A 15083-nucleotide genomic window follows, 5' to 3' on the forward strand; every position below is an offset into this window, starting at 1 on the left:
AACCCTTATTACTTGGTATACTGAAGATGCTTTCAGAAAAACATGCATTGAACCTCAAAGCCGTTGTCTTCTAACACGCATTAAGGGGGTTATAATGGAAAAGAATAGTGAAGTGATCCAGACCCATCCACTTGTTGGCTGGGATATCAGTACCGTAGATAGCTACGATGCGCTGATGCTGCGTTTGCACTACCAGACCCCGAATCAACTCAACCGTGAAGAAGCGGAAGTTGGACAGACGCTGTGGCTAACAACAGACGTCGCCCGTCAGTTTATTTCTATTTTAGAGGCAGGTATTGCAAAAATAGAATCTGGCGACTATCAGGAAAATGAGTATAAACGGCACTAAGCTTATGCCCACTTTTCTCTCTACAGGCACCCTCGCGGTGCCTTATTTATTTCTCCCTTGTCTAACTCCGCGTTGTTAATTACTCTGCTAACAAAACGTCAGTTTATGAGATGCATATGAGATACGACTTAATCATTATTGGTAGCGGCTCCGTGGGTTCCGCTGCCGGTTATTACGCAACACAGGCAGGTCTGAAGGTCCTGATGATCGATGCCCACCGCCCTCCCCATGCGGAAGGCAGCCATCATGGCGATACCCGCCTCATGCGCCATGCGTATGGAGAAGGCGAGCGCTATGTCCCGCTGGTGCTTCGCGCCCAGACGCTGTGGGATGAACTGGCGAAACAGACCGAAGAGCGTATTTTCGAGCGTACCGGGGTTATCAACCTTGGTCCGGCTCATTCGGAATTTCTTGCCGGCGTCGAGCGCAGCGCGAAAGCCTTTAATCTGGACGTTGAGAAGCTGGACGCAACGGGCATAACCGCGCGCTGGCCTGAAATTAGCGTCCCGGACGATTATATTGGCCTCTTTGAAGCCCACTCCGGCGTACTGCATTGTGAAACAGCGATCAAAACCTGGGTCGACCTTGCCGCGAAAGCTGGCTGTGCACAGCTGTTTAACTGTCCGGTGGAGGCCATCACCCATGACGAGAATGGCGTCACGGTAACGACCCTTGACGGTGAATATTCCGCGGTTCGCCTGCTCGTCAGCGCAGGAACCTGGGTCACTCGCCTGCTGCCGGACCTGCCGATCCAGCCGGTGCGCAAGGTCTTCTCCTGGTTCCAGTCGGATGGTCGTTACAGCGTCCAGAATAAATTCCCGGCCTTCACCGGGGAATTACCGAATGGCGATCAGTTCTACGGTTTCCCTTCCGAGAAAGACGCGCTGAAAATTGGTAAACACAACGGGGGCCAGGCGATCACCTCCCCTGAAGAGCGTAAGCCTTTCGGCGCCTTTCCTCAGGATGGTTCGGAAGCCTTCTCGTTCCTGCGAACTATTCTTCCGGGCGTCGGTGGCTTGCTGTATGGCGCAGCCTGTACCTACGACAACACGCCGGATGAAGACTTCATCATTGATACGCTGCCCGGGCATGACAACACCCTGCTCATCACCGGGCTGAGCGGCCACGGCTTTAAATTCGCTTCCGTGCTAGGTGAAATCGCCGCGCAGTTTGCTCAGGGTATCACGCCGCAGTTTGATCTGACGCCCTTCTCACTCTCGCGTTTTAACGGATAATCCACACGGGCTCCGGACGTCCCGGGGCCCGGTTCACTCACACTGCATTACGGGGCGTTATGCGCAGGATCGTTAGCTTTCTGATGAATAATATTCGCGAGCATTTTATGCTCTATCTCTTATTGTGGGCGCTGTTGGCCATTATTGATTTTGTTTACATTGTATTTTACTGAAAAGCCTTACTGACAATAATTGACGTTAATTTATCTTTACTGAAACTCACCATTTCGCTTGCACGAAGAGATTGAATTAGCGTTAGCGATCCTTTTCAAAATTGCTGAAATAAATAAAATAAAAATCAATAGACAATTATTTCAGTTGCAATATCCCGCCTTCCCGTTCATTTTTACTTTCCGGTTAATTTGAAAATGGACATTCTGATGCAATTGCGTAACTCCTCCCGGCGCTACGGAATAATATCCATAGGTTTGCACTGGATATTTGCTCTTGCCGTCTACGGTATGTTTGGACTTGGGCTCTGGATGGTCACGCTCAGCTATTACGATGGCTGGTATCACCAGGCACCGGAGTTACATAAAAGCATTGGTGTCCTGCTGATGCTGGGCCTGGTTTTCCGCGTGATCTGGCGACATATTTCCCCACCGCCTGCCGCGCCGAAGACCCACAGCAAATTTACCCGCGTCAGTGCAGTCGCAGCGCATATTGCGCTATATGCGCTGCTCTTCGCCATTCTGATTAGCGGATACCTTATCTCGACGGCGGACGGTAAGCCGATTAGCGTCTTTGGCCTTTTTGACGTCCCGGCAACGCTCAGCGATGCAGGCGCACAGGCAGACACCGCAGGGGTCGTACACCTCTGGCTTGCGTGGAGCGTCGTGATCCTGTCCGTACTTCACGGGCTTGCCGCCCTCAAACACCATTTTATTGATAAAGACGATACGCTAAAGCGCATGCTTGGCCGCTCGTCAGTTGACTCTGGAGCATAAAATGAAAAAACACCTGCTGGGTATCGCCCTGGGTTCTCTGTTATTCACCGCCGGTTCCGCCGTGGCGGCTGATTATAAAATTGATAAAGAGGGCCAGCACGCTTTCGTCAATTTCCGTATTCAGCACCTGGGTTACAGCTGGCTGTACGGTACCTTTAAGGATTTTGACGGCACATTCACCTTTGACGAGAAAAATCCTGCCGCCGACAAGGTCAACGTGACCATTAATACTAACAGCGTTGATACCAATCATGCTGAACGTGATAAACATCTGCGCAGCGGGGAATTCCTCAATGTCGGGAAATACCCACAGGCTACTTTCACCTCCACGGAAGTGAAAAAAGACGGTGATAAGCTGAATATTACCGGCAACCTGACGCTTAACGGCGTAACAAAACCGGTCACGCTTGATGCGAAATTACTGGGTCAGGGTGACGATCCGTGGGGCGGTAAACGTGCTGGTTTTGAAGCAGCGGGTAAAATTCACCTGAAAGATTTTAATATCACAACGGATTTAGGCCCGGCGTCTCAGGACGTGGAGCTGATTATTTCCGTTGAAGGTGTACAGCAGAAATCATAATAGATTCGCCCGGCAGGCTTTTGCCGTGCCGGGCGTTATTATCATTCCGGGTCAGGGATACCCAGTTTGGTATTCAGACGGCCGCGGGATTTATTGAAAATCTTGTTGCCGTTTTCACGTCCTGCACGACGGCGACGCTGCTCTTCTTCCGGCAGGATGCTCTCTTCGCTGCACAGCTCGCTACAGCAGCCGTTAAACTTCTCGGCACAGGCCGGGCACTGAATAAACAGCAGATGGCACCCGTCGTTTTTGCAGTTGGTATGGGTATCGCACGGCGCGCCGCACTGGTGGCACTGGGCAATAACGTCTTCCGAGATACGCTCACCCATACGCTCGTCAAAGACAAAGTTTTTCCCGATAAAGCGTACCGGTAAACCCTGTTCACGGGCGCGGCGGGCATACTCGATAATGCCGCCTTCAATATGCCAGACCTTATTAAAACCGTTGTGCTTCATCCACGCGCTGGCTTTCTCACAGCGGATACCACCGGTGCAGTACATAACGATCTTTTTATCTTTATGTTCCTGCATCATCTCAACCGCTTTGGGCAGCTGCTCGCGGAAGGTGTCGGCCGGGATTTCCATCGCGTTCTCGAAATGCCCCACTTCGTACTCATAGTGGTTACGCATATCAATGAACACGGCATCCGGATCGTCCAGCATCGCATTCACTTCCGCAGCCTTCAGATATTCGCCGACATCCGCCGGGTTAAACTCAGGATCGTCGATACCGTCCGCCACGATGCGTTCACGCACCTTCATGCGCAGCACCCAGAAGGATTTCCCGTCATCATCCAGGGCAATGTTCAGGCGTAAGCCGTCGAGGGCCGGATCGAAGTGATAAAGAACGTCGCGGAAAGCGCTGACTTTGCTTTCCGGTACGCTAATCTGCGCGTTGATGCCTTCACGGGCAAGGTAGACGCGTCCGAAGACGTTCAGGGCCGTGAACGCCTGATAAAGCGCATCGCGGGTTGCCTGCGGATCGTTGATCGTGAAGTATTTGTAGAAAGAGATGGTGGTGCGCGGTTCGGTTTCAGCCAACATACGCGCTTTTAACATCTCATTCGACACGCGGTTGTGTAACACTGGCATGGTGTACAGTCCTGGAATCGTTAGAGAGAATGAAAAATCGGTCGGCATCATATAGCAAATAAAACTAATTTACATCCACACAATTTACGCTACATTTCACACACCCTGATTAATCAGGCTTAACAATTGCTGTATTCGTGCACGCTTCGAAAGCAGATATTTTGGCTACGTCTAAAAAAATGAGACACTAGCAAAACAGGACGTTTGAACACAGGAAAGACATGACCCAGTTACCAAAATTTACTGCCGCCCTTTTGCATCCCCGCTATTGGTTGACCTGGCTTGGCATTGGCTTTTTATGGCTCCTGGTACAGCTTCCCTACCCTGTAATTTTTCGGTTGGGTAAATTTCTGGGCCGTTTCGCGCAGCTGTTTATGAAGCGTCGCGCCAAAATCGCGTACCGCAATCTTGAGCTCTGTTTTCCGCAGATGAGCGAGACAGATCGTCACGATATGGTTTCGAAGAATTTCGAATCCGTCGGGATGGGGCTTATGGAAACCGGTATGGCGTGGTTCTGGCCGGACAAACGCATGGCCCGCTGGAGTGAGGTGACGGGAACCGGCATGGAGCCTGTGCATACGCTTCAGGCCAACCAGACGGGCGTTCTCCTGATCGGCGTCCATTTCCTGACGCTGGAAATTGGGGCGCGCATGTTCGGCATGCAGGCGCCCGGCATTGGCGTTTATCGTCCTAACGATAACCCGGTCATCGATTTAATCCAGACCAACGGCCGCATGCGCTCCAACAAAAGCATGATCGACCGTAAGGATCTGAAGGGCATGATCCGCGCACTGAAATCCGGTGAAGTGGTCTGGTATGCCCCCGACCATGATTATGGCCCGCAGGCCAGCGTATTTGTCCCCTTCTTCGCCGTTGACGAGGCCGCCACAACCACCGGTACCTGGATGCTGGCGCGGATGTCCAAAGCTGCCATCGTGCCTTTTGTTCCTCGCCGTAAACCGGATGGTTCAGGCTACGAGCTGATGATGCTGGAGCCGGAACTCGCGCTGCCGCTTGACGATGCAGAAACTACCGCGCGCTGGATGAACAGCGTTGTGGAGAAGTGCATCATGCTCGCCCCGGAGCAGTATATGTGGCTGCACCGCCGTTTTAAAACACGCCCACAAGGTACGCCGTCCCGCTATTAATCCTCATGCGGTCCTCAGGGCCGCATGCTGTTTTAGCTTTAAAAGCTCCCCCTCATTGCGGCAATCATAACCCAGGCGCATAATTAGCAGGCTTATTACTTCATGCTTCAGGTGCTCAGCACCTCATTATGCGGATTGTTATGTCACCCTCAGATGCCCCCATAAACTGGAAGCGTAACCTCACGGTTGCGTGGCTTGGCTGTTTTCTTACCGGCGCGGCGTTTAGCCTGGTCATGCCCTTCCTGCCGCTCTACGTCGAACAGCTGGGCGTGATGGGTCACAGCGCGCTCAATATGTGGTCCGGCCTGGTATTCAGCATCACGTTCCTGTTTTCTGCGATCGCTTCGCCCTTCTGGGGCAGCCTTGCCGATCGCAAGGGACGTAAAATCATGCTGCTGCGTTCGGCGCTGGGGATGGCCATTATCATGGCGCTGATGGGCGTGGCGCAAAACGTCTGGCAGTTCCTGATCCTCCGCGCGCTGCTGGGCCTGCTGGGGGGCTTTATTCCCAATGCCAATGCCCTGATTGCCACACAAATTCCCCGCCATAAGAGCGGCTGGGCGCTGGGCACGCTTTCAACCGGCGGCGTGAGCGGCGCCCTGCTGGGGCCACTGGCCGGTGGACTCCTGGCCGATAGCTATGGCCTGCGGCCAGTTTTCTTTATCACCGCCAGCGTGCTGTTCCTGTGCTTTATCGTCACCCTGCTCTGTATTCGGGAAAACTTCACGCCTGTCGCCAAAAAAGAGATGCTCCACGCCAGGGAGGTGCTGACCTCGCTTAAAAATCCCAGACTGGTGCTGAGCCTGTTCGTGACGACAATGATTATCCAGGTGGCTACCGGGTCGATTGCCCCTATTCTGACGCTGTACGTTCGCGACCTGGCGGGTAACGTCAGCAATATTGCGTTCATCAGCGGGCTGATTGCCTCTGTACCCGGCGTGGCGGCGCTGCTGAGCGCCCCGAGGCTGGGAAAACTGGGGGACCGGGTGGGTCCGGAAAAAATCCTGATCTGCGCGCTGGTGATTTCCGTCCTGCTGCTTATCCCGATGTCGATGGTGCAAACGCCATGGCAGCTGGGCGTCCTGCGCTTTTTGCTGGGTGCCGCCGACGGCGCGTTGCTGCCCGCCGTACAGACCCTGCTGGTCTACAACTCCACGAACCAGATTGCCGGGCGTATTTTCAGCTATAACCAGTCATTCCGGGATATTGGTAACGTCACCGGACCGCTGCTCGGGGCCGGGATCTCCGCCAGCTTCGGTTTTCGCGCCGTCTTTATCGTGACGGCGGGCGTCGTGTTGTTCAATGCCATTTATTCGTGGTTCAGTTTATCCCGCGCGTTACGGCCCGTGACGGAATAAGACGAACGCCTGAAGCTTATTTTCGCATTCATACTTGCAGAATCTTATATTCAGCTATTCTTTCCCTGAAACCTTCTGGAAAACAGGGAGACACTAATGACCATGTACGCTGACCTGCTCCTCGTTGATTAAGACACCGCGATGTAAGTAATGTCTTCATAAGCCACATGAGGACATCCCCATGAAGAAGCGTTTTTCCGACGAACAGATCATCAGTATCCTCCGCGAAGCTGAAGCAGGGGTTTCTGCCCGTGAGCTCTGCCGCAAGTACGCCATTTCCAACGCCACCTATTATACCTGGCGTAAGAAGCTGCTTGCCGAAGCCATGCTGGATAAGGAGGCTCTTCAGTGGCCCTGGGGCGAAAGTACTGACGACGGACCAGAAGCGGGAAGCCGTGGTATTGATGTGTGATGCGACCGGTCGCAGGATCAAGTGCCTGACCTGTGTGGACGACTTCACGAAGGAGTGCCTGACATTACCATCGCATTCGGGATTTCAGGCGTTCAGGTCACGCGTATTCTGGACAGCATTGCACTGTTTCGAGGCTATCCGGCGACGATAAGAACTGACCAGGGGCCGGAGTTCACCTGCCGTGCAATGGATCAATGGGCTTTTGAGCATGGTATTGAACTGCGCTTAATCCAGCCGGGCAAGCCAACGCAGAACGGATTTATTGAGAGCTTTAACGGGCGATTTCGCGATGAATGTCTGAATGAGCACAGGTTCAGTGATATCGTTCACGCAAGGAAAGTCATTAATGACTGGCGGCAGGATTATAACGATGTCGTCCACATTCAGCACTGAATTATCAGACGCCATCAGAGTTTGCAGCACGGTGGCGGAATGGAAAATGTGAAAGTAAACAAACCGACATTACTAACTGATGGTTGTATCTAATACGGGGGGCAGGTCAGGACGGTTATCACATTGCCAATAACTTCATAAACAAAATCGTTAATAATATATTTTTCCATAAACTCACCTCATCTATTGTTGATGTATTTATTGTTATAGTCAGTAATTAAGTACCAAAAAACACCCTCACCATATACAGTGAGGGTACTTAATAAAATGAGGTATTAGCGATTGGCCTGAAACTTTCTTAGTACCAAACGTGTGAGCAAGAACAGTATGGTAGCGTAGATAAGTACCATCAGGATTAAGGCGATGAACCTTACCGGATCTGCATCAGCTTCATATGAACCACTCAGGCCGGAACCGAAAGTACTATAGGCGGTATCCATGACCCATTGCGTTAGTCCATTGAGAGGCTTACCGAAACTTGATAGCCACCATGCAAAGACAATACAGATACTGTATATGGCCGCATTCTTAACGAATCCTGCACTTCGCATAGTCGCTCCCCCCTTGCACATCAACATAACCATATGCCATCAATCCAGTCCTTGATCCTGGTACTTTAACCTTTTTAGTACGGAGCAACTGACTACGTACAGTATAGAAATCGGGTCGATTGACGAAAGTAATACACCCCTCAGAGAAACCAGAACCATCCGGCCTGAGTGGATGTAACCGGAAACTACCACGCGATACACCGTTAATCATTATGCTATCTGTCATGGTTTGAGCACTGAAGAGTGCAAACCATTCGGAGTGGTCATTACCTGTGATTGTATCAACGCCCCATGCCCGGATCTTATTCAATGTAGAGCCAGTTGGCCTATCAACTATCCAGTACCGTCCAGTAGGTATTGCACTGTTTGGTAAGTACGCACAGTTGGGATCATTGGTATATGGGTTTTGCCCACTGAATGCAGAGAAAGTTCCTATTCCATAGACGTGTAATTTGGCATAGCCATTTTTATCAATGTCGTCGTATGTCATCCTCATTATTTGCATTTTGTTTTCCCTGCTGTTTGCATAGGGCGATTCTATCATGTGTCGAGTAATCGAACATCACCACTATAAGGTAGGTAAGTACGCGAAGGGATTCAACAGCCCGCAACCCTGACAAGGAGCAAGGCGACGCGTAATTACTCGCAAAGACTTTAGGTACGTAGTACCGACCCCAATCACTTTGATTCAGTACTATCATCTGTCGAGCAAAGTGAGTAATAACGCCTTGCGGGTTTTCGAGTACTGGCGTGACCTGCCTCCATCGGTAGATACATCTTGTTTATTATTCGGAGGTTTATTACTGTTATGTGGAATATGGATAGGGAGAAACATGGGAAGGATTCATGAGCTACAACTCGCTTATACTGAACAAACTTGATGCTGATCGCTACATGGCTAACCTGCTGGATAAAAGCCTTGCTGGTGTTCAACAGCAAGCCGTACAACAGGCTCATTTAATATACTCTGGGGTGGAAAGGCTTTCGTGGTATAGCTCGTGCTTCCTCGACAACTACCAGGACGTATGTACACGTTTGAAGCAAGAAGATAAGAGGTTCTTGAAGGCTCTTGTAGTACTCGTAAAACATCATGGCACTATAAGAGAGATGCTTGAAATCTATATCAACTATATGTTTGAAAATCTCTCAGACCAGCGCATCAGGAACATTACGTTAATCTTGTCTAAAGCAGGAGCTGGGTTTACAACTGCCACCCTTACCAAGTTTACCATTGCGTACACTATCGCTACGTTAGCGGCTTCAAGTCTTTCAATGCAAGTATCGATCTCCTCGGCACTCACCAAATGGTCAACGCGTGGTGTAGCTGCGGCGGGAATATATGGGTATGCACAGGTAGCTTCACAGGCTGCGGAACGTCTTTTACATAAACATAGTCGGTACTATAGAGATCTCTATAATCGTGATCTGGAAATGTTATACTTCCTGGTTGAACCAATAATTGATCGTGTTGACGTACACAACCAATACCAAAAAAGCGATAACGATATTGTTTCTGATATTCTTAGGATAGTACGATGAAAAAAATGTTTAGCGTGTGGTGGCAGGAATTAGTTAGGCTTGTTATGCAAGTTTATATACCTATTGGTTTAACTATTATTTTTGGTATGCTCGCCGTCACCTTTTGGGAAGATTATGCATTAATATCTACTGTTATATTCCTGATAGTTGCATTTATTGTCAGTGATCGTTTATTCAAACCAAAAAAGAAGCGTTGATATGGAATCAAGAAAAAGCCCCGCTTAATGGGCAATGCCGTTCAGTTAAGGAGCGGTTGACCGATTCTTTACCGCGGCACTATAACGGCTTCCACTACAGGGAGCCGTTTTCTTATGCCATTTCTCAACGACCTGCTCGTTTTCAGCGACGGTTCGCCCATGTCGTCGTCTGCCGCCATCGGAGATGTCAGTACTGGTGAATACCGTCAATCCAAAAACAATTAGAGCACATGTGTGGAGATCTGGAAGCGGTGTTCATAACAAAACGCCTCCAGCCATTAAGGCCGAGGGCAGTTAAGATGTCAAAAATCCGTTACGCGGTGAACTCTCGTGCCGCACCGCTTAAGTGGGCGGCATTGAATGTGTGACGTCTTATTTTCACATTCATACTTGCAGAATCTTATATTCAGCTATTCTTTCCCTGAAACCTTCTGGAAAACAGGGAGACACCAATGACCATGTACGCCACGCTGGAAGAAGCTATTGATGCCGCTCGTGAAGAGTTCCTCGCCGACAACCCCGGCGTTGATGAAGAAGATGCTGACGTGCAACAGCTTAATATCCAAAAATACGTTCTGCAGGATGGGGATATTATGTGGCAGGCCGAATTCTTTGCCGATGAAGGTGAAGAAGGGGAATGTTTGCCGATATTGAGCGGTGAAGGTGCGCAGGCCGTCTTCGATGGCGACTATGACGAAATCGAACTTCGGCAGGAATGGCTGGAAGAGAACACGCTACACGAGTGGGATGAGGGCGAGTTTCAGCTCGAGCCACCGCTGGATACGGAAGAAGGTCAAACCGCAGCCGATGAGTGGGACGAGCGTTAATTTACGCTATTCGTAAGGGCCATGGCTGGCATCAATCGGCAGCAACAGCGTGTCGAAAATCAGCGAAAACGGCAGATCGAGCATGGTCAGGTAACGCCATGCGGAATCACGGAGATCCCATTTTACCCCCGGGTAATACTGATTACCGTGGCCTTGCCCTGGAATGGTGCGACTGATGATACTGCCGCAGCCGCTGAGCAGGCATGCCATCATGACGACGATGATTATTCTCATCTCTAACCTCTAAAAAAATACCGGCCTCGCAGCCGGTATTTTATCTGGCGGGTAGCGCTTCGCTACCCGCCCTGCTTAACGACTTACTTCGCCTTCAGTGCAAGCGGATTCAGCTTCACGCCCTTATAGTAGTTCACCCACGAAGAGTATTTCTCCGGAGCGGACCACACGCGGTAGTGAAGACGCGCCATGGTCACCGGGTCGCTCAACAGCACCAGTCGACGGTCGCGGTTGAGTTTTTCCGGGGTCTCGTTAAGCGCCTGCTCAACGTGACGATCGCGGGCAATCTCCAGCACCTGGCTGGCACGGTGACGCGCAGTGGCCATCGCCGTTGCCAGGGCGTTGAATGACGGGTTAAACACGGCGTGCATAAAGCCGTCATCCAGCGTGCGATTGCGGTTCTGCTCGAGATAACGATCGGTATCCACCAGCACCTGCGGCGGGGAATACTCTTCCGGGATCAGGAACAGTTTCCAGCGTTTGGTCCGCAGCCCCACCGTTGAACGGCTGGAGATCACGGAGACAAACGGCGACAGGATCAGCGAGAAGACAATCGGCGCCAGCCAGAACAGGAAGCGCAGATCCAGCCAGGCCATCCCGGCCGCCCACACCAGACCTAGCAGCAGCTGAGAACCGTGGCGCATAAAGGCTTCGCTCCACGGCGTGGAGTCGTCATCACGCTGCGGTGAGTTCCAGACCACTTCCCAGCCCAGGAACGCACTGACCACAAATACGGTGTGGAACAGCATACGCACCGGTGCCAGCAGCACGGAGAACAGCACTTCCAGCAGCAGTGAAAGGGTCACGCGGAAGAAACCGCCGTACTCTTTCGAGCCTTTGCACCAGATCAGGATGATACTGAGCAGCTTAGGCAGGAACAGTAGCACCATGGTGGAGGCAAACAGCGCAATCGCCAGCTCCGGACGCCACTGCGGCCACACCGGGAACAGCTGCCGCGGTTGCAGGAAGTATTGCGGCTCCGTCAGGGCATGGACCACCTGCAGCGCAGTGGAGAGCGCAAGGAACATAAACCACAGCGGTGCGGAGAGATAAGACATCACGCCCGTCAGGAACACCGCACGGTGAACCGGGTGCATCCCTTTAACAAGGAACAGACGGAAGTTCATCAGGTTACCGTGACACCAGCGGCGGTCACGCTTGAGCTCGTCCAGCAGGTTCGGCGGCAGCTCCTCGTACGATCCCGGCAGGTCGTAGGCAATCCAGACGCCCCAGCCAGCACGACGCATCAGCGCTGCTTCCACGAAGTCATGCGACAGAATAGAGCCTGCAAATGACCCCTCACCCGGCAACGGCGCCAGCGCACAGTGCTCAATGAACGGCTTCACGCGGATGATGGCGTTGTGACCCCAGTAGTGCGACTCACCCAACTGCCAGAAGTGCAGACCCGCGGTGAACAGCGGCCCGTAGACACGGGTGGCGAACTGCTGGCAGCGCGCATAAAGGGTGTCCATGCCGGACGCTTTTGGCGAGGACTGAATGATACCCGCGTTAGGGTTGGCTTCCATCAGACGCACCAGACCGCTCAGGCAGTCACCGCTCATGACGGAGTCCGCATCCAGCACGACCATATAGCTGTACTGATTACCCCAGCGACGGCAGAAGTCATCGATGTTACCGCTTTTACGCTTCACACGGCGGCGGCGGCGGCGGTAGAAGATCTGCCCTTCGCCCTGCACTTCTGCAATCAGCTCCATCCACGCTTTTTGTTCTGCAACGCAGATATCCGGGTTGTAGCTGTCGCTCAGGATGTAAACGTCAAAATGCTCCGCGTTACCGGTCGCCTTTACGGACTCCCAGGTCGCACGCAGGCCCGCAAATACGCGGTCAACGTCTTCGTTACAGATAGGCATAATCAGCGCGGTACGGTGCTCGGGATTGAGGGGTTCATCCCCGACCGTTGACGCCGAAATGCTGTATTTGTCACGCCCCATCAGCAGCTGCAGGAAGCCCATCAGCGCGGTCCAGAAACCGGCCGAGACCCAGCAGAAGAGAACCGCGAACAGCAGAAGGATGCCGCTCTGCAGAATATACGGCAGCAGCTGCATGAAGGAGACCCAGAGATCCTGGCCCATCATGTCCGTCGGGTTGATGAACGCCCAGCCCTGATAAGGCAGGATGGTTTTCATGTACCAGGTCGCGACGACCGTCTGCGCCAGCGTAAGAAGCAGCAGGATATAGCGACGGATGGTCCCCACGGTACGCCATTTCTGTTCGGACGCCTGCTCTTCTTTTGTCAGGCGCGACAGATAGCGCGGCGTCACATCACGCCCGCGCAGGCGATCCCAGAAGCGGCCCACCGGGTTGGTGCGCCATGGATCGGGGAACATTGAGGAACGCGTGGCCTTCGGCATCGCCTGAAGCTGATCGCGTCCTTCATCGTCTTTAATCAACTGCCCTTCCGCCAGCGAGTCCGGCCAGGCCTGCTCCAGACGCGCCTTGACTGACCCGAGCGGCGTATCATCATCACGGGAAAACTGACGATGTTCACCATCCAGCGCGGTGTGAACCGCGCGGATGTCGCTCTTAGGCAGTGCCGCTTTTTCGATATCCGTCAGCGGCATGGCATCAATATATTCAGATGTATTATTCATTGGCAGGTAGCTGATAGCTCCAGGTTTCACTCAGCGGCTGATCGTTACTGACCAGCGCAGCACGCATTTCAGTGGTCTGTTTCGGATCTTTCACTTTCACGCGCAGGGTCAGACGCCAGCCTTTGGTTACCGGGTTGTAACGCACGGTATTCTCAACGATTTCACCGTTATCACCGATGCTGGCCTGAGCGGCAACGGCGGTGTCCGGCGACAGTTTCTTCATATCCTGGCCGGTGAAGTCCACGACAAACGCCACGGTCCCGTCAGGCTGACGGATAAGATTAGACTGCTTCACATCACCCGTTGAGCGGCGAGTCTGCATCACATACGCGTTATCCGGCGCATGCAGCTTATCTTCGTCGCGGCTGAAGGTAATGGTGTACTTGAAGTTCATCTCTTTACCGGCTTCCGGCAGCTGATCCGGTGTCCAGTAAGCGACGATGTTATCGTTGGTTTCATCGTTGGTTGGAATTTCTACCAGCTCGACTTTACCTTTACCCCAGTCACCGTTTGGCGTGACCCAGGCGCTTGGACGCTGGTCATAGCGATCGTCCAAATCTTCAAAGCGGGAGAACTGACGACCACGCTGCAGCAGGCCGAAACCTTGCGGGTTTTCCATTGCGAAGCTGCTCACCGCCAGATGTTTCGGGTTATTCAGCGGACGCCAGATCCACTCACCGTTACCGGCATGAATAGACAGACCGTTGGAGTCATGCAGTTCCGGGCGGAAGTTGGTTGCCGGAGACGGCTGGTTCGGCCCAAACAGGAACATGCTGGTCAGTGGCGCAACGCCCAGTTTGCCTACTTTGTCACGCAGGTAAACCTTGGACTGTACGTCAACCACCGTGTCACGACCCGGCATAATCACAAAGCGATAGGCGCCGGTTGCACGCGGGGAATCCAGCAGCGCATAAATGGTCAGACGTTTGTCCGTTGGTTTTGGACGCTCAATCCAGAACTCACGGAAACGTGGGAACTCTTCACCTGATGGCAGCGCGGTATCAATAGCCAGACCACGCGCAGAAAGCCCGTATACCTGCCCCGCGCCAATGACGCGGAAATAGCTGGCACCCAGCATGCTGACGATTTCGTCGTTTTTATCTTTGCTGTTGATCGGGTAAAGCACCTTGAAGCCTGCGAAGCCCAGGTCTTTCACCGTATCTTTATCGTGTTGCACATTGCCAAAATTGAAATAATCCGGGCTGTACTTAATCTTACGAACCGCTGTCGCCGTCACTTCATTGATGGCAACAGGCGTGTCGAAGTACATACCCTGATGATAAAATTCAAGCTTGAACGGGGTTTTGATATTGCTCCAGTACGCTTTATCGTGATTGAACTGGATCTGCTGATAGTCCGCATACTTCATGTCGCGGAAAACGGAGGGCAAGTTACTTTTCGGCGCTTCGTAGCTCTTGCCTGCCATCGATTTTGCCTGTTTTGCGACATCGTCGATGTTAAAGGCCAGTGCCGATGAGGTATACAGTGACAACACCACTGCAGCACCCAACCAACGCATTTTCATCATCTGTGGTTTATGTTTCATAATAAGTAAGCACTTCCCCCTTTGTGTGCTTATATCGATCCGATCCATTTTAATGGAAACTCAG

At 52.3% G+C, this 15083-nt stretch carries 15 protein-coding genes and 1 pseudogene; 11 read left to right on the top strand and 5 right to left on the bottom strand.

The annotated features are described in order from the left end of the window. Positions 1–94 precede the first annotated feature (94 nt). The 5 genes from bssS (at position 95) to ACDO57_RS09360 (ending at position 3111) form a co-directional block, all read left to right on the top strand. Positions 95–349: a biofilm formation regulator BssS gene (gene bssS / locus ACDO57_RS09340; protein WP_008500827.1), complete on the top strand. Its 255-nt coding sequence runs from the start codon at positions 95–97 to the stop codon at positions 347–349. Between the two features lie 116 nt (positions 350–465). Beyond that, the gene (solA, locus tag ACDO57_RS09345; protein ID WP_370883878.1) at positions 466–1584 is read left to right on the top strand and encodes an N-methyl-L-tryptophan oxidase; all 1119 of its coding nucleotides are present in this window, start codon (positions 466–468) and stop codon (positions 1582–1584) included. A gap of 59 nt (positions 1585–1643) precedes the next feature. Beyond that, positions 1644–1757 carry a DUF2770 family protein gene (locus ACDO57_RS09350; protein ID WP_032645429.1) on the top strand — a complete coding sequence of 38 codons (114 nt, stop codon included), beginning with the start codon at positions 1644–1646 and terminating at the stop codon, positions 1755–1757. A gap of 207 nt (positions 1758–1964) precedes the next feature. Continuing rightward, complete coding sequence (locus ACDO57_RS09355) at positions 1965–2531, top strand: cytochrome b (protein ID WP_208763753.1); 567 nt, start codon at positions 1965–1967, stop codon at positions 2529–2531. Between the two features lies 1 nt (position 2532). Continuing rightward, entirely contained in the window at positions 2533–3111 is a 579-nt protein-coding gene (locus ACDO57_RS09360; protein ID WP_024909002.1) for a YceI family protein, read from the top strand. 41 nt (positions 3112–3152) lie between these two features. On the opposite strand, the gene ACDO57_RS09365 is transcribed toward ACDO57_RS09360, so the two are convergent. Further along, the gene (locus ACDO57_RS09365; RefSeq protein ID WP_024909001.1) at positions 3153–4202 is read right to left on the bottom strand and encodes a rhodanese-related sulfurtransferase; all 1050 of its coding nucleotides are present in this window, start codon (positions 4200–4202) and stop codon (positions 3153–3155) included. A 221-nt stretch (positions 4203–4423) separates the two neighbouring features. Between ACDO57_RS09365 and ACDO57_RS09370 the strand changes: the two genes are divergently transcribed. From ACDO57_RS09370 to ACDO57_RS09380, 3 genes and pseudogenes are all read left to right on the top strand, one after another. Beyond that, positions 4424–5350 carry a Kdo(2)-lipid IV(A) acyltransferase gene (locus ACDO57_RS09370; protein WP_370883879.1) on the top strand — a complete coding sequence of 309 codons (927 nt, stop codon included), beginning with the start codon at positions 4424–4426 and terminating at the stop codon, positions 5348–5350. Positions 5351–5490: 140 nt separating this feature from the next. Continuing rightward, positions 5491–6708 carry a multidrug efflux MFS transporter MdtG gene (gene mdtG / locus ACDO57_RS09375; RefSeq protein WP_370883880.1) on the top strand — a complete coding sequence of 406 codons (1218 nt, stop codon included), beginning with the start codon at positions 5491–5493 and terminating at the stop codon, positions 6706–6708. A gap of 181 nt (positions 6709–6889) precedes the next feature. Beyond that, positions 6890–7593 (top strand): annotated as a pseudogene (locus ACDO57_RS09380) (integrase core domain-containing protein). A 448-nt stretch (positions 7594–8041) separates the two neighbouring features. Here ACDO57_RS09380 and ACDO57_RS09385 read toward each other — a convergent pair. Further along, the gene (locus tag ACDO57_RS09385; RefSeq protein ID WP_322742063.1) at positions 8042–8608 is read right to left on the bottom strand and encodes a DUF2778 domain-containing protein; all 567 of its coding nucleotides are present in this window, start codon (positions 8606–8608) and stop codon (positions 8042–8044) included. A 302-nt stretch (positions 8609–8910) separates the two neighbouring features. Between ACDO57_RS09385 and ACDO57_RS09390 the strand changes: the two genes are divergently transcribed. From ACDO57_RS09390 to ACDO57_RS09400, 3 genes are all read left to right on the top strand, one after another. After that, positions 8911–9603, top strand: coding sequence for a hypothetical protein (locus ACDO57_RS09390; RefSeq protein ID WP_048990094.1), 693 nt, complete (start codon positions 8911–8913; stop codon positions 9601–9603). Continuing rightward, positions 9600–9800 carry a hypothetical protein gene (locus tag ACDO57_RS09395; RefSeq protein ID WP_048990092.1) on the top strand — a complete coding sequence of 67 codons (201 nt, stop codon included), beginning with the start codon at positions 9600–9602 and terminating at the stop codon, positions 9798–9800. The genes ACDO57_RS09390 and ACDO57_RS09395 overlap by 4 nt, the downstream gene beginning before the upstream one ends. 452 nt (positions 9801–10252) lie before the next feature. After that, a complete protein-coding gene (locus tag ACDO57_RS09400) occupies positions 10253–10627 on the top strand; it encodes a MysB family protein (RefSeq protein WP_014831418.1) in 375 nt (124 codons plus the stop codon). A 6-nt stretch (positions 10628–10633) separates the two neighbouring features. Here ACDO57_RS09400 and ACDO57_RS09405 read toward each other — a convergent pair whose 3' ends face one another. The 3 genes from ACDO57_RS09405 to mdoG form a co-directional block, all read right to left on the bottom strand. After that, on the bottom strand, positions 10634–10861 hold the full coding sequence (locus ACDO57_RS09405; protein ID WP_048991550.1) for a YceK/YidQ family lipoprotein: 228 nt from the start codon (positions 10859–10861) through the stop codon (positions 10634–10636). Between the two features lie 83 nt (positions 10862–10944). Beyond that, positions 10945–13473 (bottom strand): glucans biosynthesis glucosyltransferase MdoH, encoded by a 2529-nt coding sequence (gene mdoH / locus ACDO57_RS09410; RefSeq protein ID WP_048991549.1) that lies wholly within the window; start codon positions 13471–13473, stop codon positions 10945–10947. Next, positions 13466–15019, bottom strand: coding sequence for a glucans biosynthesis protein MdoG (gene mdoG / locus ACDO57_RS09415; RefSeq protein WP_021240787.1), 1554 nt, complete (start codon positions 15017–15019; stop codon positions 13466–13468). Before mdoG ends, mdoH begins: the two co-directional genes overlap by 8 nt. Between the last annotated feature and the right edge of the window lie 64 nt (positions 15020–15083).

Origin of the sequence: Enterobacter cloacae complex sp. 2015409, from assembly GCF_041365315.1 — a bacterium.
Lineage (GTDB): Bacteria > Pseudomonadota > Gammaproteobacteria > Enterobacterales > Enterobacteriaceae > Enterobacter > Enterobacter pseudoroggenkampii.